This window comes from Acinetobacter lactucae (genome assembly GCF_013122135.1).
In the GTDB taxonomy this organism is placed as follows: domain Bacteria; phylum Pseudomonadota; class Gammaproteobacteria; order Pseudomonadales; family Moraxellaceae; genus Acinetobacter; species Acinetobacter lactucae.
On record NZ_CP053391.1, the window covers coordinates 120,313 to 144,919 of the forward strand.

General features: G+C 38.8%; 22 protein-coding genes. 10 read left to right on the plus strand and 12 right to left on the minus strand.

Features of this window, described 5'->3' with window-relative positions:
* Positions 1-61: 61 nt before the first annotated feature.
* Genes HLV59_RS00555 through HLV59_RS00570 form a run of 4 tightly spaced genes read right to left on the minus strand, consistent with a single transcriptional unit; the run spans position 62 to position 3,730 of the window.
* The gene (locus HLV59_RS00555) at positions 62-1,216 is read right to left on the minus strand and encodes a pyridoxal phosphate-dependent aminotransferase (RefSeq protein WP_171429071.1); all 1,155 of its coding nucleotides are present in this window, start codon (positions 1,214-1,216) and stop codon (positions 62-64) included.
* A 27-nt stretch (positions 1,217-1,243) separates the two neighbouring features.
* Complete coding sequence (locus HLV59_RS00560) at positions 1,244-2,554, minus strand: DUF445 domain-containing protein (RefSeq protein ID WP_031949645.1); 1,311 nt, start codon at positions 2,552-2,554, stop codon at positions 1,244-1,246.
* Positions 2,555-2,567: 13 nt separating this feature from the next.
* Positions 2,568-3,131 carry a CC0125/CC1285 family lipoprotein gene (locus HLV59_RS00565; RefSeq protein WP_016143814.1) on the minus strand — a complete coding sequence of 188 codons (564 nt, stop codon included), beginning with the start codon at positions 3,129-3,131 and terminating at the stop codon, positions 2,568-2,570.
* 59 nt (positions 3,132-3,190) lie between these two features.
* Positions 3,191-3,730, minus strand: coding sequence for a DUF924 family protein (locus HLV59_RS00570; protein WP_171429073.1), 540 nt, complete (start codon positions 3,728-3,730; stop codon positions 3,191-3,193).
* Between the two features lie 168 nt (positions 3,731-3,898).
* Here HLV59_RS00570 and gshA point away from each other — a divergent pair, with 168 nt between their 5' ends.
* From gshA to HLV59_RS00600, 6 genes are all read left to right on the plus strand, one after another.
* A complete protein-coding gene (gene gshA / locus HLV59_RS00575; RefSeq protein WP_171429075.1) occupies positions 3,899-5,476 on the plus strand; it encodes a glutamate--cysteine ligase in 1,578 nt (525 codons plus the stop codon).
* Between the two features lie 16 nt (positions 5,477-5,492).
* Positions 5,493-6,014, plus strand: a complete 522-nt coding sequence (locus tag HLV59_RS00580; protein WP_002121896.1) for a disulfide bond formation protein B — start codon at positions 5,493-5,495, stop codon at positions 6,012-6,014.
* Between the two features lie 157 nt (positions 6,015-6,171).
* Positions 6,172-9,486, plus strand: a complete 3,315-nt coding sequence (locus HLV59_RS00585; RefSeq protein ID WP_171429077.1) for a type VI secretion system Vgr family protein — start codon at positions 6,172-6,174, stop codon at positions 9,484-9,486.
* Positions 9,479-10,042: a hypothetical protein gene (locus HLV59_RS00590; protein ID WP_025465228.1), complete on the plus strand. Its 564-nt coding sequence runs from the start codon at positions 9,479-9,481 to the stop codon at positions 10,040-10,042. Before HLV59_RS00585 ends, HLV59_RS00590 begins: the two co-directional genes overlap by 8 nt.
* Positions 10,042-11,988 carry a LysM peptidoglycan-binding domain-containing protein gene (locus HLV59_RS00595; RefSeq protein ID WP_171429079.1) on the plus strand — a complete coding sequence of 649 codons (1,947 nt, stop codon included), beginning with the start codon at positions 10,042-10,044 and terminating at the stop codon, positions 11,986-11,988. The genes HLV59_RS00590 and HLV59_RS00595 overlap by 1 nt, the downstream gene beginning before the upstream one ends.
* Entirely contained in the window at positions 11,985-12,710 is a 726-nt protein-coding gene (locus tag HLV59_RS00600) for an SH3 domain-containing protein (RefSeq protein ID WP_125739491.1), read from the plus strand. The genes HLV59_RS00595 and HLV59_RS00600 overlap by 4 nt, the downstream gene beginning before the upstream one ends.
* A gap of 63 nt (positions 12,711-12,773) precedes the next feature.
* Here HLV59_RS00600 and HLV59_RS00605 read toward each other — a convergent pair whose 3' ends face one another.
* Positions 12,774-14,117 (minus strand): PGAP1-like alpha/beta domain-containing protein, encoded by a 1,344-nt coding sequence (locus HLV59_RS00605; RefSeq protein ID WP_017387586.1) that lies wholly within the window; start codon positions 14,115-14,117, stop codon positions 12,774-12,776.
* A gap of 211 nt (positions 14,118-14,328) precedes the next feature.
* On the opposite strand from HLV59_RS00605, the gene HLV59_RS00610 reads away from it, so the two are divergent.
* Together HLV59_RS00610 and parE are read left to right on the plus strand one after the other, a co-directional pair.
* A complete protein-coding gene (locus tag HLV59_RS00610) occupies positions 14,329-14,910 on the plus strand; it encodes a YqiA/YcfP family alpha/beta fold hydrolase (RefSeq protein ID WP_061873986.1) in 582 nt (193 codons plus the stop codon).
* Between the two features lie 14 nt (positions 14,911-14,924).
* Positions 14,925-16,808, plus strand: coding sequence for a DNA topoisomerase IV subunit B (parE, locus tag HLV59_RS00615; protein WP_171429081.1), 1,884 nt, complete (start codon positions 14,925-14,927; stop codon positions 16,806-16,808).
* 122 nt (positions 16,809-16,930) lie between these two features.
* Here the strand turns inward: parE and HLV59_RS00620 are convergent, their stop codons facing one another.
* Positions 16,931-17,434: an ureidoglycolate lyase gene (locus HLV59_RS00620; RefSeq protein ID WP_171429082.1), complete on the minus strand. Its 504-nt coding sequence runs from the start codon at positions 17,432-17,434 to the stop codon at positions 16,931-16,933.
* Complete coding sequence (gene alc, locus HLV59_RS00625; protein ID WP_171429084.1) at positions 17,431-18,441, minus strand: allantoicase; 1,011 nt, start codon at positions 18,439-18,441, stop codon at positions 17,431-17,433. Before alc ends, HLV59_RS00620 begins: the two co-directional genes overlap by 4 nt.
* A gap of 199 nt (positions 18,442-18,640) precedes the next feature.
* Here alc and hpxO point away from each other — a divergent pair, with 199 nt between their 5' ends.
* Complete coding sequence (hpxO, locus tag HLV59_RS00630) at positions 18,641-19,798, plus strand: FAD-dependent urate hydroxylase HpxO (RefSeq protein ID WP_171429086.1); 1,158 nt, start codon at positions 18,641-18,643, stop codon at positions 19,796-19,798.
* A gap of 52 nt (positions 19,799-19,850) precedes the next feature.
* Here the strand turns inward: hpxO and HLV59_RS00635 are convergent, their stop codons facing one another.
* From HLV59_RS00635 to puuE, 5 genes are all read right to left on the minus strand, one after another.
* A complete protein-coding gene (locus tag HLV59_RS00635) occupies positions 19,851-20,576 on the minus strand; it encodes an outer membrane protein OmpK (protein WP_171429087.1) in 726 nt (241 codons plus the stop codon).
* A gap of 121 nt (positions 20,577-20,697) precedes the next feature.
* A complete protein-coding gene (locus HLV59_RS00640; RefSeq protein WP_081172534.1) occupies positions 20,698-22,065 on the minus strand; it encodes a nucleobase:cation symporter-2 family protein in 1,368 nt (455 codons plus the stop codon).
* Positions 22,066-22,089: 24 nt separating this feature from the next.
* Complete coding sequence (gene uraH, locus HLV59_RS00645) at positions 22,090-22,413, minus strand: hydroxyisourate hydrolase (RefSeq protein ID WP_081172536.1); 324 nt, start codon at positions 22,411-22,413, stop codon at positions 22,090-22,092.
* Positions 22,410-22,913, minus strand: coding sequence for a 2-oxo-4-hydroxy-4-carboxy-5-ureidoimidazoline decarboxylase (uraD, locus tag HLV59_RS00650; protein WP_081172537.1), 504 nt, complete (start codon positions 22,911-22,913; stop codon positions 22,410-22,412). Before uraD ends, uraH begins: the two co-directional genes overlap by 4 nt.
* Before the next feature lie 99 nt (positions 22,914-23,012).
* On the minus strand, positions 23,013-23,978 hold the full coding sequence (puuE, locus tag HLV59_RS00655; protein ID WP_171429089.1) for an allantoinase PuuE: 966 nt from the start codon (positions 23,976-23,978) through the stop codon (positions 23,013-23,015).
* 252 nt (positions 23,979-24,230) lie between these two features.
* Between puuE and HLV59_RS00660 the strand changes: the two genes are divergently transcribed.
* The gene (locus tag HLV59_RS00660; protein ID WP_001019316.1) at positions 24,231-24,581 is read left to right on the plus strand and encodes an HPF/RaiA family ribosome-associated protein; all 351 of its coding nucleotides are present in this window, start codon (positions 24,231-24,233) and stop codon (positions 24,579-24,581) included.
* Positions 24,582-24,607 lie beyond the last annotated feature (26 nt).

Here is a 24,607-nt window from a genome sequence, read left to right on the forward strand (position 1 = left end):
ACTTAGCATATTTGGAGTGAATGACTTGTAGTATTTTTACAGTGCTAAGTGGCTAAATTTATTAACATTCATTCAAGATTTCTCCTGCTTTTTGCAGAGTCTCATCATTTTTTGCAAAGCAGAATCGAATCAAGCGTAAAGTCTCAGGCGCTTGCTGGTAGAAAACCGAAACTGGAATAGCCACAATCTTATGTTGCTCGGCAAGAAACTGGCACATTTCTACATCATTTAAGTCGGGACGAATTTGACTGTAATCAAGGTTTTGGAAATAAGTACCTTGAGATGGTTTTAGTAAAAAACGACTATTGTGAATTGCCTGATTAAATCGATCTCTTTTCGTTTGGTAAAACTGAGAAAGTTCTTGAATATGTTCTGGATGTTGCTCCATATATTGCGCTAGGGCAATCTGACAAGGAGTCGTGCCACAGAAATTCGCATATTGATAAATCTGGCGGAATAAACGCATTAGCTCAGGTGAAGCGACGCAGTAACCTGTTTTCCATCCCGTCACATGAAAGGTTTTTCCAAAAGAACCAATCACAAAACTACGCTCTCTGAGCTCTGGAAAATGCAAAGCACTATAGTGTTGTTGACCATCAAAAACTAAATGTTCATAGACTTCATCAGATAAAACCAAAATATTTTTATCTTGAATCAATTCAATGAGTTCTAACCAATCTTGTTTTGCCCAGATGGTACCTGTTGGATTATGGGGCGTATTCACCACAATCATACGGGTTTTGTCATTAATTAAATCTTTAACCTGTTGCCAGTTCACCTTAAAGTCAGGCGCTTGCAACGCAATATGAACTGCTTTACCGCCTGCTAACTGTACAGAAGGGCCATAGCTGTCATAACTTGGGTCAAAAATAATGACTTCATCACCTACATTGATGCAGGCTTGTATAGCACAAAAAATCGCAATGGTTGCACCGGGAGTAATTGTGATTTGAGTAACAGGATCAAGTTGAAGTTGATCACGTTGCTGAAACTGTAAAGCGAGCTGCTCCCGTAAACCGAGAATACCATCGCCAGGCGGGTACTGATTATGTCCAGCTAAAGTCGCTTGAGATAAGGCTTCAAGTAAGGCTTGTGGCGCTGGAAAATCTGGAAAGCCTTGTGACAGGTTGAGTGCACCTAGACGATGTGCCAGTGCCGTCATAGTACTAAAAATAGTCACGCCTTGAGTGGCCAATTTTGATTGTAGCTGAAGCATATTGTTCTCTTATAAAAATATTTAAAGTTATAAAATTGATTCAATCACCGCTCGAATGACACCGAGGGTTAAACCAATAAATGCACCGACTACAACGCCATTTACTCGGATCATATGTAAGTCGCCACCGACTTCGTTTTCAATTTTTCCGATCATTTCCCGAGAGTCCCACTCATGAATGCGCTCACTGACATAGCGTATGATTTTATGGCTATATTGATCCGTAAAATTCATCGCTAGTCCTGTCATTTCTTTGTTGAGAACTTCCCGTACTTTTGCATTTTGAACAAGGTTTTCACCTAGCTGCTGAATTGCAGCTCGCAGGTTCATTGCAATGCCAGAGTCTTCTTTCATTAAATCTTCTTTAATGGCATCACATAAAATGGTGACAGCACCACTAATAAAATTTAAAACTTGAGGACTATCAAGGAGCGCATCTTTACCGCTGTTAAGGCGTTGACTCGCAACGCTGTCTGGTTTCGCTAGCTCAAGCATGAGAGAGTGGGCAATGGTTTCAATTTCTTGTCGCCATGGGTGTTCATGATCGGCCAGCATCGATTCTACTTTTTCAACGAGTGAATCGATTGTACGTTGTTGAACATCAATTCCAATCCAGCTTGCACCTCTTGCAAGAGACCATACACCCAGTGCTTTAAACATTTTTCGGGTTAATTCACGGGTTTTATCCGGATTTTGTACGACCCACTCATGAGCGATATCCAGACCTCGCTGCAATACATCTTGGTGGAAATCATTTTCCAATACTGCACGCAGCATTTCACTTGCCAGTTTGTTGACTTGGGTATTACGCACCCATTGTACGCTGTTGTTTTGCACGAAATTGGCAATTTGTTCTTGGCTCACAAATTCAAAAATTTTCGGCACAGTTTGCTGAATGAGCTGTACCACTTGCGTATTATTTTGCGGACTTGCCAACCATTGACCAATTGCGAGGCTTAAGTCAGTTTTTTCTAAGCTTCTTTCAACCACTTGAGGCGAAAGAAAATTTTCTTGTACAAAACGGCCCATTGACTCTGCAATGCGTGCCTTATTGCGTGGAATAATCTCGGTATGGTCCCGTAAAAACTTAGGAATTGGTAACTTACCAAATGGGTTCCGAAATAGAACCGTAATCGCGTACCAATCGGCTAGACCACCAACTACACCTGCTTCAGCCCCTAGCATCAAAATATGAATAAAATCTGTGTACTCTGGCAGAAAACGATCGGCTACCATCAGTGCAATCCACAGCACAACGACGATGATTAGCGCTAGGGTAGCAAAATATTTACTACGTTTAAGACTGGGCACGTGGTGAACTTCTTCTGCCATGCTCATAAATTTATCCTATTCATTTTTGTTTTACTGGAGGCTCGGGCGGTGGCAACAGCGCTCCTGTCGGACTCAATCCATATTTTTGTCCGATTGATTTCAAGATCAAGGTTGCATCAAAAGCATCCTGAGGAGCCTGCTTTTGATCCCGATAACATTCAATAGTATACGACACTTGAACAGGGTCGATATTGACCACTTGTGGGAAATCATAGAACGGATCATGCCAGAAACCCGGATAGCGGCGGTAGTAACCATATGGGTAAAAGCTTGGTGCAGATGGGTAAACTACAGCCTGACGTGGTGGTTTCTGGCTTTGGTTACTTGGGTCATTGAGTACTTTAAAAAAGCGGAAACCTTTTTGTACGGTCGTTTGTGCTGATTTTACCAAAGTGATTTCTTCAGCTGCTCCATAACTCATGTTTGGATCAGCCTGAAAGCTGATTCGAAACGTTTGAGCATTTAACGGATAGGCCGAAAACTGGCCAAGTTGATCAAAGGTTTTTGGTTTACTTGGAGTCGTTGCACAAGCAGTTAAGGTTAAGGCAGTGCCTAAGGCTAAACAAAGAGAGAGATATTTCATGGTGAACTCCCAGCTGAGCATTAAAACAAAGATGACTCAGCATTAAAAATTAAGAAGCTTTAAAAACTACTGTTCGGTTCTAATAAAAATTCGGTTTCCTCTGGAGTAGAAACACGTCCGAGAATGGTATTGCGGTGAGGATAACGTCCAAAGCGATCAATAATGACTTTATGCTTTTTCTCAAAGCTTAAGTTAATTTCATTACCAAGACGTTGAAATAGTTTCAAGGCAAATTCATGGATGAATTTCGATTCACTATGCATAAATGGCATATATAAAAAAGAGCGTTGCTCTGGATTAAGCTGTGCATCGAGTTGCAAACTAATTGCTTCTTGTGCCAAAGCTAATGCCAAGCTGTCATAGGCAAAAGATTGGGGCTGATCACGATAAATATTACGAGAAAACTGGTCTAGTACAATAATCTCTGCCAAACGACCTTCTGCTGTTTTTCGCCAAGACCAGAGTTCTGCTTGAGTTGCCTGTCGATGAACATCAGAAAAAGTTTCACGGATTTTTTTGTCAAAATCATCACTTTTCGCAAACCAAAGTGAACGGTGTTCAGGAGAAAACCAGAAATTTAAAATGTCTTGTTCGTTCATGATATTGACAACTCTTTAGCAATTATTCTTCAATAAAATCACAATTCTTTCGTGTCTTAAATAACAAGATTGTGATAAAAATTGCCAAACTGGAATGATGTGATTATATAAGTAACCGTATCATCTCACGATTTTGTATATAGTGATCTTTAATAAGCGAGCAAATGCATGAGTCAACCCACTACACCATCTCAATCAGTTATTCCTGCTTGGGTGGATTCGTCGCTACTACAAGGCATGTTACGTGGAATAGAGCGTGAAAGCCTACGTATGCAAAGTAATGGGTTCTTATCACAAGAGTTACATCCAAAGGCATTAGGTTCGGCTTTAACACATCCAAAAATTACGACTGATTATTCAGAAGCGTTAATGGAGTTTATTACCTCACCTAAGCCAACCATTGAAGAAGCTTTGCACGAGCTCACCGATATTCATGCGGTTGTACACCGTCATTTAGAAAATGGTGAGAAACTCTGGCCGCTGTCTATGCCATGTATGTTAGACGACAATGAAGAAAGAATTCGTCTGGCACAATACGGCACCTCTAATATTGGTCGTTTTAAAACACTATACCGCCGTGGGTTAGGAATTCGATATGGCCGTCGTATGCAGACCATTTCAGGGGTGCATTACAACTTATCTTTTCCAGATACATTTTTTGCCGAGCTACAAGCTCATGAAACTGACGAACAATTAAAATCATTAAGTTTGCAGGATTACCGTAGCCATCGTTATTTTGGGCTTATTCGTAATTTTATTCGTTTAACACCATTGGTCATGTTCTTGGTGGGCGCGAGTCCAACAGTATGTCGTTGTTTCTTGACCGGACACAAACATCATTTGTTGCCTTTAATCAAAGGTTCATACTATTTACCGTATGCTACAGCACTCCGTATGGGACGATTGGGCTATCAAAACTCAGCACAAAAAAGCTTAGGTATTCATTACAACAATTTGTCTGGCTATCTGGATGGTTTACAAAAAGCCGTTCATTCTCCTTACCCACCATTTAGCCGTTTAGGGTTAAATGATGCATCTGGTGAGCCGTTGCAAATTAATGATCATGTTTTGCAGATTGAGAATGAATATTACAGTCTAGTACGTCCAAAACAGGTGCCTCAAGCAGGTGAAACACCGTCTCAAGCTTTAAAAAATCGAGGCGTCGGTTATGTTGAGTTACGTGCTGTAGATGTAAACCCATACTCGGCAATTGGCGTTGATGAAACGACAGCAGGCTTTCTTGAAGTGTTAGCACTTTATTGTCTGTTAAGTGATAGCCCAGACTTGTTATGTCCTGAGCAAGACTTGGTTGAGAAAAATCAGACAGAGGTGGTGAACCGAGGTCGAGCGCCGAACGCAAGCATTACAGATTTAACTGGGTCATATCACATTGAAGATTGGGCACGTTTATATATTGCAAAAATGCAAGATTGTGCGCAGCTACTCGATCAGACCTATGCAACGGACTTGTATGGTTCAGCTTTGGCGGTCATGCAAGCACGAATTGATGAAGTTGATGAAACTTTATCTGCCCATGTCATTGACGATACGTTAAAGCATGGTGGAACTTGGAGTTTTGGTAGCCACATGGCTCAGTTACATGCTGAAAGTTATGAACAGCATGAGCTTAGTGTGGAAACTTTGAAACATTTTGAACAGTTGGCTGCGCAATCTTTACAGCAGCAAGAAAAACTTGAGCAAGATACCAAGATCAGTTTTGATCAATATCTTGAACAATATCGATAATAAAACGAGGTTTTACATGCGATTAAGTTACCGTTTGGTGAGTGGACTACTTGTTTTAGCAAGTATAGTCGGCATGTCTTTTGCGTTGTATCTGGAACATGTAAAAGGTTTAGAGCCATGTCCGCTCTGTATTTTTCAACGTGTTGGCTTAATGGCGATGGGCCTTGTAGCACTCATAGCCTTTTTGCATAACCCTGTTTCCAATGCGGTTAAACGTTTTTATGCATTTTTGGCAGGTATCGCAATTTTATGGTCAGTGGGTGTGGCAGGACGTCATGTATGGCTACAGCATTTGCCACCTGATCAAGTACCAAGCTGTGGCCCGGGTTTAAACTATTTAATTGATGCCTTACCAATGAAAACGGTTTTACAAGAAGTATTGTCGGGTTCAGGTGAATGTGCAGCAATTGATTGGACCTTTTTAGGTCAATCTTTACCAGTTTGGTCATTGGTCTATTTCCTCTTACTATTACTGGTCTGTCTATGGCAGTTGTTCCGTTTTTATCCAGTATTTAAGACAACCAAAAAAAGAGCTTAAAGCTCTATCAAAAAGCCCAACACTATGTTGGGCTTTTTATTGCTTGGGAATAGGTCAAAATATAAAAAAACGAATTAAAAAAAGCATAATCATGTAGACAGATAGTTCTGTTTTTTATAAAGTGCAGCCGTTTATATATCCTTATGATTATAAAAAAATGCTTTTTAATATCTTTAATGTTTTGGAAAAAATAGGGTTAAGTGCGCAGAAACGTGCCGTCCATGTGCAATTTTCTAATGAACTACTGAATAGCCAAGTTTTTTTACAACGTATAGAAGGCCAACATCAGCTAAATGGGGGATTGGAAGCTGAGTTGATCTGCCTTTCAACGAGTGCTCAAATTGCATTAAAGCAGTTTATAGGTGTGCAAGTTGCCGTTGATCAGGTCACTGATTCTGGACAATTGTTTCGAACTACTGGAATTGTGACAGAAGCCAGTTATGGCCAGAGTGACGGTGCTTTAACGCTTTATAAACTCACCTTAAAAGACGCGACAAACTTATGGCACAAGCGCCGTAATAGTCGTGTTTTCATGAATAAAAGTATTATTGAAGTCACGGAAGTATTGTTTAAAGAATGGCAAGAAAAAAGTCAGCTTTTTGCGACAAGTTTAAGTCTTGATCTTAGTGGGTTAAGCCAGAGCTATGATATTCGCCCATTTATCATGCAGCACAATGAGTCTGATTATGACTTTCTTACACGCTTGTGGCGAAGTGAAGGCGTTAGTTGGGTAATTGATGAAGCAGAGCTTTTTGTTCCTCACTTTACTGCACCTATACAACCTCAAAAACTTAGATTGGTTGATGATAATAGCCAGTACCAAGCTTTAGCACGTCGTAGCATTCGCTATCACAGAAGTAGTGCAACAGAATATCAAGATAGCATTACGGGTTTTGTAGCAGTGCGGACTTTACAGCCGACTGCTGTACATGTGCAGCGTTGGCAACCTGATGCTCTAGCACATGAAGAAGGTGTAGGTTCAGTTATTACTACACACCTACATTCAGAGCAATTTGATTCAGCGAGTTTGAGCCTTGAACAAGCATGGCATATGAGTCCAGCTTGGATGCAAGATTTGAAAGGGGAAGATCAGGCTACTGCTTCAAGTAGTAATCAGCTAGAGAAATTGAATCAGCAATTTACAGATATGTACGCGAGTCGGGCCAAATATTTTAAGGCTTATAGTAGCGTCCGTGATAGTCAAGTCGGCTATTGGTTTAATTTACAGGAGCATCCTGAAATTGATCAGCATGAAGGAGCAGATCAAGAGTTCCTGATTATTGCTAAAAAGTTCTATAACCAAAATAATTTACCGAAAGATTTGTATCAGCAAGTGAGCCAGTTGTTAACCCAAAGTCGCTGGGATCAACATGGTTATGGTGATATTGAGCGCCAAGGTAATGAGCTGACCTTAATACGCCGTCAGATCAAGACGGCACCTGAATATAATCCAGAACAGCATCGCCCAATTGCTTATCCACAAAGAGCGAAAGTTGTGGGGCCAGAGGGAGAGACTATTCATGTTGATGAATGGGGGCGCATTAAAGTGCGTTTTCTGTTTACCCGTAGTGATGATCATGGCCATGACGGTGGCGCGGGTAGCAATGACAACGATACCGACTCGGCTTGGGTGGATGTACTGACTCCTTGGGCAGGCGAAGGCTATGGAGCACGCTTCTTACCACGTATTGGTGAAGTGGTGGTCATTGACTTTTTTGATGGCAATATTGACCGTCCATTCGTGACGGGGCGTATCCATGAAGCGCAGCGTTCGCCAACCAAGTTCGATGTGAAAGGGCAGCTTCCAGATACTAAAAAACTCAGCGGTATTCGTAGTCAGGAAGTTAATGGTAGCGGGTTTAACCAATTACGCTTTGATGACACAACGGGGCAAATTAGTACCCAATTACAAAGCAGTCATGCAGCAACGCAACTGAATTTAGGTAACTTGAGCCATCCGAAAGAACAAGCTACGAGCCAAGGCCGTGGTGAAGGCTTTGAGCTTAGAACAGATGCTTGGGGAGCTGTGCGTGCAGGTAAAGGCATGCTCATTAGTACCTATGCACAAGAGCAAGCGATTGCAGATCATCTAGAGGCCGCACAAGCACAATCCTTACTTTCACAAGGCTATGAAAGTATGAAAATGCTCAGTGAAGTTGCAGCAAAGCAACAAACTGATGCTTTGAACGTGATTAATCACCTACCTAAATTTATCCAGTCACTTGAGCTAAAAACTACAGGACAGGCATTAGATAGTACGGTGAACCTATTTAAAGAAGGGATTAATAAAGATCCTATTCACGCTTTAAAAGACTGTGGTGGCTTTATTCAAGATATTGGTGCGCTAGGGGGAAATGCAAAAGGCGTTGTAGACGAATTTAATTCTTTTTTTAGTGATGCCAAAGATGCGGTGGAAAACTTAAAAGCATTTATTGAAAATGTTGAAGAGCATGGGGCTGACATCGTTAAAGGAAAACTTGCCAGCATTAAAGACCGAATTCATAAAAATCCATTTGAGAGTATTAAAGAGGTCGGAAAGGTTTTAGCCAATGTTGAGACTAAAGACTTTGACATGATGAGTGTGTGTGGAACTTTTAGTAAAGGCAGTAAATTGGAAGTATCACCTTCTAAAGCATTGAGTTCTTTACAAGGCTTTATGGAGGGTTATACCCAAGGTTTAGAAAGCAGTTCCGATACTAAACAGCAAGAACAAGGCAAGATTTTTAGACAAGCCTTGATGTTATTAGCATCGCCAAATGGTATTGCCTTGACGACACCTGAAAATATTATTTTGCAAGCTTCGCAAGATATTGCTGAAAGTGCCAGTGGTTCAATTAATTTAAGTGCACAGAAAAATATTATTGGGCATGCACAAGACAAAATTAGTTTGTTTGCCGCGCAAAAGGGTTTAAGTGCGTTTGCCGCTAAAGGACCAATCAAAGTACAAGCGCAAACAGACGGTATTGAAATGCTCTCAAGAAAAAATATTAAAATTCTCTCTGTTGAAGATAAGATTGAAATAATTGGACAGAAAGAAATTGTATTAAATGCTGGTGGTAGTCAATTAACAATTTCAGATAAAGGAGTTTTTATTAATACACCTAGATTATTTCATGCTAAAGCAGGTCAGCATAAATTTGATGCAGGTGCTATTGTAAATTATTCTTTTCCAAATTTACCAAGTATGTATTATGGTAATTTTAATGTTAAGGATAAAAATAATAATCCTATAAGTGGTCAAAAATATAAGATGACTCTACCAAGTGGAAAAGAAATTCTAGGATTTACAGATGAAAATGGTAGTACAGTTACTGGATATTCTGGCGAAGATAATCAAAAATTAAAATTAGAAATTATTGAGGATCTACATCAAGATATCTGGTATCAACCGAAATCTACATATGAATATGAAACAATTGATGACTTAGAAATACCAGTAAATTTTGATAAAGAGGTTGATGAAAATGAATAAAATATATATTAGTTTATCGATGGTTTTTATTTTTAATATAAGTGGTTGTGCTACAGTAGCTCAAAGTGCTCCTATATATGAGAAATATGAATCTCAAAATTTAAAATGTGGTGAAGCTAATATTAAAGTAATCTCTTATTGTTATGATCCTGAAAAAGGGCTTGAAGATAGAGGTAGTGGTGGTATTGTCAGAGAGTGTAAAAGTAGTGTAATTAATATAAATAATAAGAAAGAAATAAATATACCAGTAATGGCAGAAAGCCAAAAACAATTATTAAAAAAACAAGGATATGATTTTTCAGGAAATCTTGAAGAAGGAAAGTGGAGCTTAGTTAGTTTTGCATGTATTGAAAATAATCAAAGTTCTTTTCTTTTATTAAATCAAGCAACTTCTAATAATATAAATATGATGGATCATAGTAAAGGATCATTGTGGGATAATCCAGTGCTATTAGATCTTAAAGGTAATATAATTAAAAATGGAAATAAGGAAATACTAAAAAATAGTAAAAAAGGAAAAGCAATTTCAGCTAATGCAGTTTATGGGAATGAATAATGGGTGATATTTATCAATTACTTAAGCCAAAAAAGGGATATGCATATACTAAGGAGCAAATAATTGACGCCTCATTAGTAAATTTACCTATACCTACAGGGAAAAAGTTAAAAGGTAATTCTAGAATCATTGGTGATGTAGATGAGGAAACCTTCAAAATTATCGTTGATACAATTATTTCTTTATGTTCTAGATTTAATTTAGAATATCAAGAAATAGCTTATACACTATTAATTTGTTTAGCTGAATCTGGTTTCAATCCAGATGCGGCCGCTGGAACCACAAGTGCATCAGGTCTTGCTCAATATACAAGATCAACAGCAGATGCTTTTAAATCAAGATCAAAATCAATACTAGGTTTTGAAATAGACATGAGCGGAACAAATGTCTTTGATGCAAATATAGGTTGTTATGGTGTTTTAGTCGCTTTTTTATTTAATAAAAATTTAGCTCTAAAATGGGGTTTTAAACCTGATGATGATAAATATTGGCAATTGATTTATATGCTTCATCATGATGGTCCTGGTTATTATGAAGATGACCGAGGAAAAGAACGAGCATTGAGATTTAAATGGCGAAAAGATGCTGTAGATACTTATGAGAGAGTTTTTAAGAAAAATTTACTTTTATTAACGACTTTATTAAAACAAAAAGTTGAAACAAAGTTAAAACTTACTGATCATGAGGGTAAAGCAATTGAAAATAAAAATTATATTATAGCTACAGTTAAAAGCTCTGATAGAAAAAAACCTACGCATTTGTCAATGAATAGAAATGAAAAGAAAGAGGTAAATGTAGTATTTGGAAAAACCAATTCCAATGGTGAGTCATCTCCAGTTCATTCGAGAATTGGAGATGAGATTATTACTCTTTTATTACCAGATAATTTTAAGAATTTAATTAATACAAAATCAGCTGGCAATTATGTAGTTAAAAAGGGAGATACTCTAGAAAAGATTGCAAAAAGAAATGGTACTAGTGTCGAGCAGCTTGCCAAGGATAATAATTTAAAAGATAAAAATAAAATATCTATTGGGCAACAACTTAAAGTAAACTCTGATGTAAAATATATAGTAAAGCAAGGAGATACTTTAGAAAGTATTGCAAAAAGAAATGGTACTACTGTTGAGCAGCTTGCCAAAGATAATAATTTAAAAAATATTAATAGAATAGCCATTGGACAAGAACTTAGAGTACATAAATTCCTAAGACATAAACCATCTAATAGTGCTTTAAAGGATATTTTTGGTTCTTTAGGATTAGATAATATAAATTTAGATTTAATAACATTTTCCAAAAATCATACAGCTAAGCCTAAAGGCAGTTCTAGTAATACAACTAGTAAAAGTAAATCAAATTTAATAGAGTTGAGAACACCGGTAAGTGCTGAAGCTGTAAAGCCAAAAAAACAAACTAAACCTGTTATAGAACAAAATAAAACGCAATCAAACGGGAATAATAAGACTGTAAAAGTAGATGTAACAGATGGCATGGCTGTTATTTATACATTTCAAGATACCGAATATGGGCCACACGATGCACCAAAGGTCGGTTATACAGTTTTTTATGATCACTTAGGTAATAAATTATACAGTTTTAAAACTGGTAGTAGAGTATCAAGTAAATCTAAAAAAAATGCAGATGGCCCTTTTAGTGGTTTCTATACATATATTGCTGGAGGAAAGCGAAATAGTAAGTTGGGAGCTGCCTATGGAACTACAAAAATTATGACCACAGATAGCCGTGCAAGATGGGTACATGGCGGGGGAAGCGGTTTAAGTGATCCATATGCTGAGAAACAAGGTTGGAGAGTCACTATGGGTTGCACAAGAGCACAAAATATAGATGTTGAAAATTTGGCAAAAAAAATTACAGAATTTAAAAAGCAATATCCTAAAATAAAGATCAAATATATTCGAGATAGTAAAGGAACTTATCCTAAATGAAGAAACAACTTAAGTTTATAATTTTTACTTTTCTAATGACTGGTCCTATAGTATCTTCATACGCTGAGTTTGGTTTTATTCAAGATAAAGATGGATACGTTAATGTACGAGGAAATTCAAGTTTAAATTCTAAAGTTACGACCAAATTAAATAATAATGAAATTGTTTCTTGTGTGATGGATGAAGGGACAAATAATTTTTGTTTAGTTAATGCAAGCAATGGTGTAACGGGATTTGTCTATAAAAATAGAATAAATAATTTTAGTGGTTACACTCCTATTAAGCTATCTCAATATTCTAGAGAAAAGGTTGTCTATAGTGATAAAAATATAATAGTAGAAGTGTATGCAAAAAAAGCTATTTTAGATCCTAAACTTTATAAAACTTTTAAAGGTGAATATAAGTATTTTAATAATAAACAATTCTTTGGTACTGATGGTACTTTACCTAATAATGATTTTTTACAACTTGATAAAATCATAATTAAGGATAAAGATAAGAAATTAGAAATTGGTAAAAATGATATAGAGCAATACTTTTTTCCTAAAAATGGTATAGATGGTGACAAGAACGAGCTTGCTGATTTTAAAATATATTATTTAAATAATAATATTTATATTTTAAATACTTTTAATAATGGTGGTGCAGCAGCTTACAATATTGTTTTAAATATAAAAAATGGAAAAGTAGTTGCTAATAAAGCTTGGAAGGTTGAAATTTAAAATATTTTCTTTCTTCTACAAAAGCTAATTAATTAAAAAAACCCAACAAAAGTTGGGCTTTTTTTAAGTCTCTACAATCCCTTCTAAATCTTCGAGCTTATAGTTCGGCATATCAATAATATGGGTTTGAATACCTTCTTGAACGTAATCATTCGCATGAGGGTATAACCAGCGAGTGATCTGTTCGGCAACACTTGAGTGATATTGAATTTCAAAGTGATTTAAGCCATAAAATACGGCTTTATGTGAGTCTGGAACTTTAAGCTGAAAACGTGGATTAGGGTGTTCACCTAGTGCGCTTTTTACACTCACCAAGTAGTCGCCAATTACGGTCAATGCTTTATTGCGGACCTTTTCAAATTCTAAGGTCCCTGCCACTAAAAAGGTGTTGATATGGGAAGGTAACGGAGCAGGAGCACGGTTATCATCCATCATACCAATACGGGCATCCATATGTTCCCAATCATCATCACGAACGCTGCCGTGGCGTAGGTCTAAAATACCATTACTCCGAATATTAACCAGTTGACCGAGTAAGCCAACAAAAGGGAAAGCCCCAAGTTTATCTTGTATGGTAAAGCCAAAGCGCTCCAAAACTGCTCCATGATGCGGAGAGCCAATACAAACTAGATTCTCGACCATATGAATCCATTGATACATATTTTGTTTGCCATAAAACAAGGCACTACGGGAAACCAGTCCGCCCATACTATGGCCAATGATATCGATGCTGGTAATTCTTGGATTACGTTGGACCAAGTCTTCTAATAAGTTTGAAAAACTGCGTCCATTGGCTGAAATGCGTCGACCTGTATTGTAATTTAAATACAACATGGTGTTATGGTCACGCTGTGCTAATAGGCGCTCACCAATGCCGCCATAATGGGCATTTGACCAAGTCAGATGGTTCATACATAAACCATGAGCCAAAATCACGATACGACCAGCAAGTTCCCCTTGTTGTATTGCACCGTAGTGATCGTATAGCACCATGGGTAAGGCGAGGGGGCTATGCTGTTTAAGTAGATAATCCCCAAAAATCCCATTCAAAATGCCGACTAAAAAATGTAGGCTTGGGGTGAGTGGTTTTTCGTGAAGTGTGGGATATTTTTCAATAATATGACGTAAGCTTGGCGCTAAAAAACAGCTACCGTATTTTTGTAAAGCGCCATAAGAAAACTGATATGCCTTTTGTACAAATGGTCGTTTTTGAAAGTTTTTAGCATTTTGTGTGCTCACACCAAAAGCATTTTTTAATACTTCAATATTAATAACTTGAATTAATTCATGTACACCATTTAAGCTGGTACTGAACAGTTGAGCTAAACCTTCTAATACGTCTGCCTGACTAGGTGGCGTACGATCCCATTTACAATAAGTTTCATGTAGTGGTGTTAAGCTCGGCATATCTTTTCCCCATATACGTTATAACCGACGTTTTAAGCTGTACTTTTTATCAACGGCAGTAAACGTTTCCATCTTAGTAGTTTAAATAGCACATATTTTTAAAATACTGATGAATGGTTAGTTGAGTGGTTTTTCTTGTCTGACAATAGTGTTTTTATATACAAACTGAGAACAAAAATGTGAGTTTATTCTCAATTTAGAGGGAAAATATATGAATATTATCTACCTCCATGGCTTTAATAGTAGCTCTCTTTCAATTAAAGGGCTGAGCCTTAAGCAATATTGTAGCGAATTGGGCATAAATGTGCATTTGCCAGATTTAAACAGATCTCCTGATCTAGTGGTTGAGCAAGTTTCAAAGCTGATAGAGTCTTTACAAGATGTAGCCTTAGTCGGTAGTAGCCTTGGCGGTTTTTTTGCGACATATTTTGTCGCGAAATATAATGTTCCAGCTGTACTGATTAACCCTGCTATGCAACCATGGAAACTGTTTGATGAGTTATTTCAAGTGGAAAGTATGCCCTATGTGGTGAATGATCAATGGTCAATTGACCATGTTCAGTTACGGCAGTTAGAACAACTGGAACTGAAACAACCTGAAAATGCCGACAAAATACTCGTCTTGTTGCAACAAGGTGATGAAATTTTGGATTATCGTCAAGCACAACGCTATTATAGTGCTGCAACGCCATCCTCATTGATTTTGACGGATGCTCATGGCAATCATGCTATGGAAGATTTTGAAGAAAAATTACCGTTAGTGATCGAATTCTTTGCGCACACCATCAAATAAGGAAAACGTACAACGTGACACAATATACGGCTCAATCGCTTGAAGTTCTTTCCGGTTTAGACCCTGTTCGTCGTCGTCCAGGGATGTATACCGATACGACTCGACCTAACCATTTAGCCCAAGAAGTTATTGATAATGCTGTTGATGAAGCATTAGCTGGTCATGCCGACAAAATATGTGTCACGGTTTATAAAGATGGGTCGTTGTCGGTTGAAGATAATGGCCGTGGTATGCCAGTCGATATTCATCCTGAATATGGCCAAAGTGGTATCGAAATTATTCTGACCAAGCTTCATGCAGGTGGTAAATTCAGTACCGATAACTACCAGTTTTCAGGTGGTTTACATGGTGTGGGGATTTCGGTTGTAAACGCTTTATCAACACGTGTTGAGGTCGAAGTCCAACGGCAGGGTAACCTATACCAAATGGCCTTTGAGCAAGGGGAGCCTGTTGCGCCTTTAGCTGTTCTCGAAGGTAAAGCACCAAAACGTGCGACAGGGACAACAGTACATTTTTGGCCAGAAGCGAAATATTTTGATAGTCCAAAATTTGCGTTAAAAGCGCTTAAACATAATTTAAAGGCCAAAGCTGTTTTAGCGGCTGGCTTAAAAATTATCTATATCGATCAAATTAATGATGAAAAAATCGAATGGCAATTTGAAAATGGCCTCGTCGATTATTTGATGGATGAATTGCAAGACCGCGAAATTTTGCCAAACCCTGCATTTGTGAGTAATGGTCAGGCAGACCGTGCAGCATGTGAATTTGCGATTTGTTGGAATGTGGAAGGCGGTGAACAGGTTCAAGAAAGTTATGTAAACCTGATTCCAACTGCACAAGGCGGTACTCACGTGAACGGTTTACGCTCAGGCGTAACTGAGGCGTTACGTGAGTTCTGTGAACTGCGTAACTTGTTACCGCGTAATCTTAAACTCTCGGCAGAAGATGTTTGGGATGGTGTGAACTATATTTTATCGCTCAAGTTCCAAGAACCGCAGTTCTCAGGTCAAACCAAAGAGCGTCTTTCTAGTCGAGAAGCATCAAATATTGTTTTAAATATTGCTAAAGATGCTTTCGCACTTTGGTTAAACCAACATGCTGAAATTGCGATGCAACTGGCAGAAATGGCGATTTCTAAAGCAGGTCGTCGTTTAAAAGCAGCAAAAAAAGTCGAGCGTAAAAAGATTGTTTCTGGCCCTGCTTTACCGGGTAAGTTGGCAGACTGTGTTGGTCAAACACGTGAAGACAGTGAGTTATTTATTGTCGAGGGTGACTCTGCTGGCGGTAGTGCTAAGCAAGCGCGCAATAAAAACTTTCAGGCCATTATGCCAATTCGTGGAAAAATCTTAAATACGTGGGAAGTTTCTTCAGATGAAGTATTGGCTTCTCAAGAGGTTCACGACATTGCAATTGCGATTGGTGTAGATCCGGGTAGTGATGATTTATCTGAACTGCGTTATGGCAAAATCTGTATTTTGGCCGATGCGGACTCGGACGGTTTACACATTGCGACTTTGCTTTGCGCCTTATTCGTTAAACATTTTCCAGCATTGGTTGAAGAAGGGCATTTGTATGTAGCAATGCCACCATTGTTCCGTATCGATATTGGTAAAGATGTTCATTACGCGCTTGATGATGATGAACTTGAAACTATTTTGAAAAATATTAAGGGCAATCGTAATCCGCAAATTACCCGATTCAAAGGATTAGGCGAGATGAATGCGATTCAATTGCGTGAAACGACTATGGATCCGAACACGCGTCGTTTAGTTCAGCTCGATCTAGATGATGTTCATCTAACGGCAGGCTTACTCGATAAATTGCTTGCGAAAAAACGTTCGGCAGATCGTAAGCAGTGGCTTGAGCAGAAAGGTAACTTGGCTGATATCACTGTTTAAAATAGAATTAAAAAAATCCTCGCTCAATAGGCGGGGATTTTTTTATGTAAATCTAAATTGTTGGAAATCACCACAACGGTTTCTGCCATTAAATTAAAATAGACAGATCTGTATATTTAAATTTAGGTCGTAATTTTTATAGCCTGTGGAAATTGAAAAACATCACAATTCGCTCCACCTCCAATTCGATCTACCACTGCAAAATCACTTGGTGCCTCAAAGGTAAGCAAAGGATGATGCCATGTGCCTGCCCGATAATTGATACTTTGCTTCCCATTTGAAACAAATGCACATAGCTTTGAAATGTCAGGAGTATTCTCGTCTAAAGCGGGCGCGACAATAATTAAAAACTTTTGTTGCTGTAATGGAATAAATGCCTGAGACCCCTTTGGATGACGCTCTAGCATTGAAATTTCCAGAGGTAATACACTGGCCTTAATATTACGGAAAATACTAATTCCTGCCTTTGCTTCCCCTTCAATTTCAGTTTCAACGAGCGCATGGTAGCGCTCGGTGTGGGCATCGTTAATATGAAAAAAATCATGCCCGTCGCAACAGATGACCTCTCCGAAGGACTGAAAATTTTCAATTGTTAAAGGCTGAATTTGAACAGTATTCATCATCATGACTTAGCAATTTTTCCCCATAAACGAACACGACTAATCCCACCGTCTGGGATCATGTTAATACGAATATGCGAGATTTTTTCGTGTTGTAAAATCTCATTCATATATTCATGAATATGATCCATTTGCATCGGTTGAGCTTCAAGTAAATAAGACCAGAACATACTTTGTGGAATTAACTGTGCATCGGTTGCATTTTCAAGGTAAACCGCTTGAATAGATACTTGGGCAGGGAAGTTCCCTTTAAAGTGAGCCGTATCAATTTCAAGCTTCTCAATTTTCCCGCTTTTACCCAACGCAAGAATACACCAGTCATAACCCGGAGCTCGGCGGCGTTTAGTTTCCCATCCATCGCCCATGTTGACGCCACGACCAGGGTTAATCAAATTACGCGGATGTCCAAAGTGCGCATCGCTATAGGCAACTACGCGGCCACCATTTTCTAGGGCTAATAAATCAAGAGTTTGCTCGCTATCAGTTACCTGAATATGAACGTCTCCATAGACACGTAAACGAGCAATACCACCATCTGGGAAAATATTAAGGCGTATATGAGTAAAAAGTGCATCATTATTGACCATAAAAATATGATGCTGGCTTGGGCCGAGTTCGGTATTTCCTAAAACACTTTCCCATTTTGCCCCTGTCAGGTCCCCATTTGGTGCATAACATGCTTCTAATGAGGCAGATGCAGGATAGTTTCCTGTGAAAAAGCTGGTATCAATATCAAGAGCAGCGATTTTTCCACTTACACCTAGCTTCACAATACACCAATCATAACCTGCATGACGCTTACGGCGTGTTTCCCAACCGTCCATCCATTTGCCGTTGTCATCAAATTTATCTTCAACAAAAATCGGTGCATCAAATTGCAGCATACGCTTTGCTTCTGCAAAGAAATCATCTGAACACTCAATGACTTGTGCACCAATTCGGGCATCTGCCAAATTGGTTTTCGTATTCAAAATCTCAGGAAGTTCAAAAGCTGGAGCGTGTAATGTTGCCATAGTGGATTATCCGTATTTCTTGTTAAAAACATGATTTTTCATTTAAAACTGCGCTGACATAGAGCGTGCCGAGACGAGTTTTATACATAAATATATAAGCATGGTGCATGCCAGTTTTGTGGAAAAGCTAAATAAATTTTGAACGATGGCATGTTTTTAGCATAAGCACCCTATAGGTGAATATCTATAGGAGAGTGTTATGAATGTGGTGATTATTGGTGCAGGAATGGGAGGTCTAACCACAGGCATTGCATTAAAGAAATTTGGTCACCAAGTTCGCATTTTTGAGCAAACTGAAAAAATTCTTCCTGTCGGCGCGGCAATTTCGCTGTGGTCGAATGGTGTGAAATGTCTGAACTATCTGGGATTAACTGACAAAATCGCCAAACTTGGTGGACAAATGGATGATTTGGCCTACGTGGATGGTCTAACTGGAGATGTGATGACACAATTCAGTTTACTACCATTAATTGAAGAAGTAGGCCAACGACCATATCCAGTTGCACGTGCCGATTTACAAAATATGCTAATGGATGAATTTGGCAGAGATCAGATTTATTTAGGCAAAAAAATGGTCAGCCTTGAAGACAAAGCTGATTATGTCGAGGTTCATTTTGCAGATGGCAGTTCAACGCAGGCTGATCTATTAATTGGAGCCGATGGTACGCATTCACTTACACGGACCTATGTGTTGGGGCAGCAAGTGCAGCGCCGTTACGCAGGTTATGTAAACTGGAATGGTTTGGTTGAGATCTCTGAAGATTTAGCTCCGGCCCAGCAATGGACGACTTATGTGGGCGAAGGCAAGCGAGCTTCTTTAATGCCAGTTGCAGATGGACAGTTCTATTTCTTTTTAGATGTCCCTTTACCAGCAGGGCTAGATAATAATCGAGATGACTATAAAAAACTTCTAAAACAATATTTTGCGGATTGGTGTCAACCCGTACAGCAGCTTATTGAACGTTTAGACCCGCAAAAGACCAATCGGGTAGAAATACATGATATTGAGCCGTTTACTCAATTTTATAAAGGTCGCGTGGTGATTTTAGGTGATGCTGCACACAGCACGACACCTGATATTGGTCAAGGCGGTTGCCAAGCCATGGAAGACGCGATTTATTTAGCGCGTTCTCTGCAAATTAATACTTTGGGGCTAGAAGATGCTTTACGTCGCTATCAAAACAAGCGCAATGAACGTGCCAATGAGTTGGTGCTTCGCGCACGCAAACGTTGTGATGTGACACATATGAAAGATGAAGCTGTTACACAAGCATGGTATGAAGAATTACGCCGTGAACAAGGTGGACATATTATGCAGGGGATTATTAGTAATATTGTGGGTAATCCACTTGATTAAAAACAAAAACAGCAAGGAATTTTCCTTGCTGTTTATCTTCTAAATTTGGATTTTAGAAGTGGTATTTAACCAATGCACTAACGTTATTTTCGTCTCGACCTTGAAGGCCAAATTTATTATTCCACACTGAGTGCTCGATACCTAGGTATAGGCGTGTATCAGGAGAAATGTGTTTACCTACATTCCATTTCCACTGAGTTGTCCAGTTCAACTCGCTCGCATGGTCGCCTTCAGCAGTTGACCAGTCAAGGAAACCATCTACCAAGAAATCTTCAGATCCTAATTTTAATGGAATACCATAAACGAATGTCATTTGATAATCGTCGTCAATGTTCTCATTATTTGCACGGTAGAAGTTTAAATTCGCATATTGGAAATATGGGATATCTAAATCAACTGCAAAACCATAAAGGAAATTGTCGAAGTTATTGCCATTTTGAGAATTACTTTCCCAAGTGGTACTGATCAACACATCTTTTACTGGCCCATATGCAAGTTTTTTACCCGATACTTCACCTAAGCTCAAACGCGGTGATAACTCAAAATATGTACTTTTATGATCGTCTTCACCACGCATGCGGTCCACGAAGAAAAATACATCAGCGTATTTAACTTTCGCTGCATATTCCAAAGTAATCGTGGTTTCTTTTTCATCTACAACTTCATAGTTTTCACCATAAAGTCCAGTCACACTAAAATCTTGCCAGATTGGTTTTGCCTGAACCATGGCAGTTGCAGATAACAAGGCACAAGTCGCCGCAAGTTGCTTTAATTGCATTTAAATGATCTCCCCCCAAATAAAGCACGCTAAGGATACAGGGTCTTAAGCAAAAATGAAGCCAAATTTGATCAACGGTTAAAAAAAAGCCCACCGAAGTGGGGCGCTAAACAGTAAATCTTTAATGTGTATTTCTGGTGTTTATTGTTTGGCTTAAATGCGGGGTACGCGAGCTACGAAATGAGGGTAAATGATTAAATAATAAATTCAACAAGATAGCAAAGATACAAGTTGAACTAATGCCCGAATGGAACAAAGTTTGTACCCAAACTGGGAAATGAGCATAGAACTCATGGTTAATAATTGGGATCATCCCAGCTGATAAAGCAGTCGCTACAATAATTAAATTTTTCTGATCGTTATAATCTATTTTTGCCAAAGTGCGGATTCCACTCGCTGCAACCGAACCAAATAAGACCAAACCTGCACCACCAAGTACGGGCATTGGAATCGCTGCAATCAAACGACCCATAATGGGTAGTAGACCTAAAATAATGAGAATTACACCGCCTGCTGCCACTACAAAGCGGCTTTTGATGCCTGTAATCGCAACCAGTCCAACATTTTGGGCAAAAGCGCTTTGCATGAATGAACCAAAAATAGGCGCAAAAGCACTCGAAAACATATCTGCACGAACGCCATTGGCGATCCGTTTCGAATCGACCTCAGTTCCTACAATGTCTCCGACAGCAATAATATCAGCTGTGGTTTCCGTCATAATCACTAAGGTCACGATCAACATCGATAAAATTGCACTGAGTTCGAAAGTCGGTAAACCAAATGCAAATAAGTGCGGGAATTGCAGCCATGCGCCTGAACTCACCTGACTAAAATCACCAAAACCCATGAAGTAGGCAAGGGTAGTACCAGCAACAATAGCCAACAAAATTGATAAACGACGAATGCTTGCTTGCGGCAGCATATTTAGAACAATCACAATGCCTAAGGTCATCAGTGCTAAAGAGATATTTTCTACGCTACCCCAATCTGGTGCTTTGTTGTTGCCACCCATCATCCAGCGAATTGCAACAGGTAGCAAAGACAATCCAATAATCGTAATGACGCATCCAGTCACAACGGGTGGGAAAAACCGAATAATTTTTGAAAAGTAAGGTGCAAGGCATAGCCCAATCAGAGATGCGGCAATCACTGCACCGTAGACAGCAGGCAACCCACCGCCTGTAGTGATAATGGCGACCATAGTCGCCACACCCGCAAAAGACACACCCTGGACTAAAGGTAATTTTGCGCCTAGATATTTGGTTCCGATGGTTTGAATCAGTGTTGCCAATCCCCCTACAAATAGGGCCGCTGCAATGAGCATTCCGATTTGTGCTGAGCTTAAGCCAGCTGCCGTTCCAATAATCAAGGGCGGGGCTACAATGCCACCATACATGGTTAGCACATGCTGTAAGCCGTAAGCAAAACTTTTGGAAATTCCTAAATATTCATGCTCTGGAGAAATCGCATTTTTTTGCTGATGATTCATATTTTTCTCCTATTTATATTTGAATTAGCTACCGCGATAGGTGGAATAAGCAAACGGGCTGATCAGCAATGGAATGTGGTAATGCTGACTAGCGTCTTCTATAAAAAATTGGATACAAACACGCGGGAAAAAAGTTTTGACTTGCTGCGATGAAAAATAAGGTGCAATTTCAAATTCAAGTTGATAAGCGCCTTCACCTAAGCCTTTTATTCCGAAATCACTCACTCGACCGTCTGGGTTAGTGGTTGCGGTCGCTATCAGCTCATGGGTTGCTGCATGAAACAACTTCACTTCTACATCTGCAGCTGGTTTACCTAAATTTGTATCTAAAATATGAGTGCTGATCATGCTTGTATTTCCTGAGATAGACGTAATAGAGCAATTGCTGAGAGTTGCTCATGTACAATTACTTTTTCGATGGCTAAGTCATGTTGTAAACGTTCGCGTAGCTTTTTTAAAATCTCATCGCTACTGAGGCCTGCTGCTTTAATTAAAAAAATAAAGCCAAACTTTTGTTCATAATCGAGGTTGCCTTGTAGCAGCGCTTGTTGCGTTTGTTCATCTAAAGAAATGCCAGCTTGTTCCTGATTTGAAAAATGTTGCTCTTTTGCATTGAGTTGTTTTTTTGCTTGTCGTTCACCAATTTTTGGATGGGTTGCTAAAGCAGTTTCAATGTCTTGCCATGACCACATTTGACTTAAATTTTCTGCATATTCCAAAAGAGATGCTTTTGTTGAATAGGGACGATCTAAGATGATTTTTTCGGCCCATGCTGGAATGTGGACACAGTTTTTTAACAAAGTCTTGAGTTGTTCTGGTGGGGCTTGATTAAACTCGGCTAAAAACACTGTTATTCCTAAACTCGTTGTCTTGATATAGAGTTTTAGCAATAACAGTGCCAATAGCGAGTTTTGATTCGCTTATAAATTTTGAAAATTAAAAATCAATTATTTAGTTATGTGATTTTTATACCAATGTTCAGCAATATCCTGACGACGACATATCCAGACACGATCGTGCATTTGAATATAGTCGAGGAATTTCTGTAATGCTTTAAAACGGCCCGGACGCCCTAAAATGCGGCAATGCATTCCAATCGACATCATTTTTGGTGCAGTTTCTCCCTCTGCATACAACACATCAAAACTATCTTTTAAATATTGAAAAAACTGTTCTGAACTATTAAATCCACCTGGTGAACAGAACTTCATGTCGTTACATTCCAAAGTATAAGGAATAATCAGATGAGAACGTGGTGTACCAGCAGCATCGGTGAGCGTTGTCCAAAAAGGCAAGTCATCGCCATAATAATCTGAGTCATATTGTATTTGTGAAAACTCTGCAAGCAATTGACGCGTATTGGGACTGTCACGTCCGGTATACCAACCTATTACTTTATTCCCAAACAAGTTTTCTAAAACAGATAAAGCTTGTTCTATATGCTGTTTTTCAACTTCAATATCGGTATCTTGATAGTGAAGCCAGCGATAACCATGAGAAACCACATCGTAATCAGCTTGCTTAATCGCTTCTACAATATAAGGGTTGCGGGCAAGTGCCATGGCAACCCCAAAAATAGTCATTGGAAGCTTGCGCTTTTGGAATTCACTATGAATGCGCCAAAAACCAGCACGTGAACCATATTCGTACATGGAGTCCATCGACATATGTTTAGCTGGGTAACTTGCAGCGCCAATAATCTCCGATAAAAACTGCTCTGAGCCTTCATCGCCGTGCTCAATATGTTTTTCGCCACCTTCTTCATAATTAAGCACAAATTGCACTGCAATCTTGGCATTGTTAGGCCATTTAACTTGTGGAGGCTGTCCGTGATAACCGATCAAATCACGTGAATAAGGAGACTTTTGAATTTGCTCAATGAGCTCGGCTCCAGATAGATAAGATTTGGACACGATTGCTCTCCTTTTGTTCAATTTTTCATAAAAATTTAAAAAATCAGCTTGCATATTTTTATAGATGGACTGATATTGAAGATATGAAGATCTTCAAAATAAATTAAAACCAGTACGTTTAAGTCAGGAGATAACAAACCATTACACCATCAAAATGTACAATTGAAGTCAGTTCATGCATGCTTAAAACATGCCAACATAAAAAAGTTTTGCATAGAAAAGATCCACAGTAAGAAAGAGAGGATGGTATTTATGAATATTGAAATCCGCACAGATAAAAACATCCATAACAGCGAACGTTTAATTACTTATGTACGTGCAGAACTTACTCAGGAATTCCAACGTCATAGCGAACGTATTACGCATTTTTCGGTTCATTTTAGTGATGAAAATGGGGACAAAGGTGGTGACAAAGATATCCACTGTATGATTGAAGCACGTCCTTCAGGTTTGAAACCAGTTGCAGTGCACCATAAAGCAGGAAATATTGATGCTTCGATTCATGGTGCGATTGAAAAATTAAAACGTAGCCTTGAACATACTTTTGAGAAAAAAGAACACCCGAGAGGTGGTCAACCAGAATTCATTGATGATGAAGTTTAGTTGAAAATACTAAAAAGCCCTTCGGG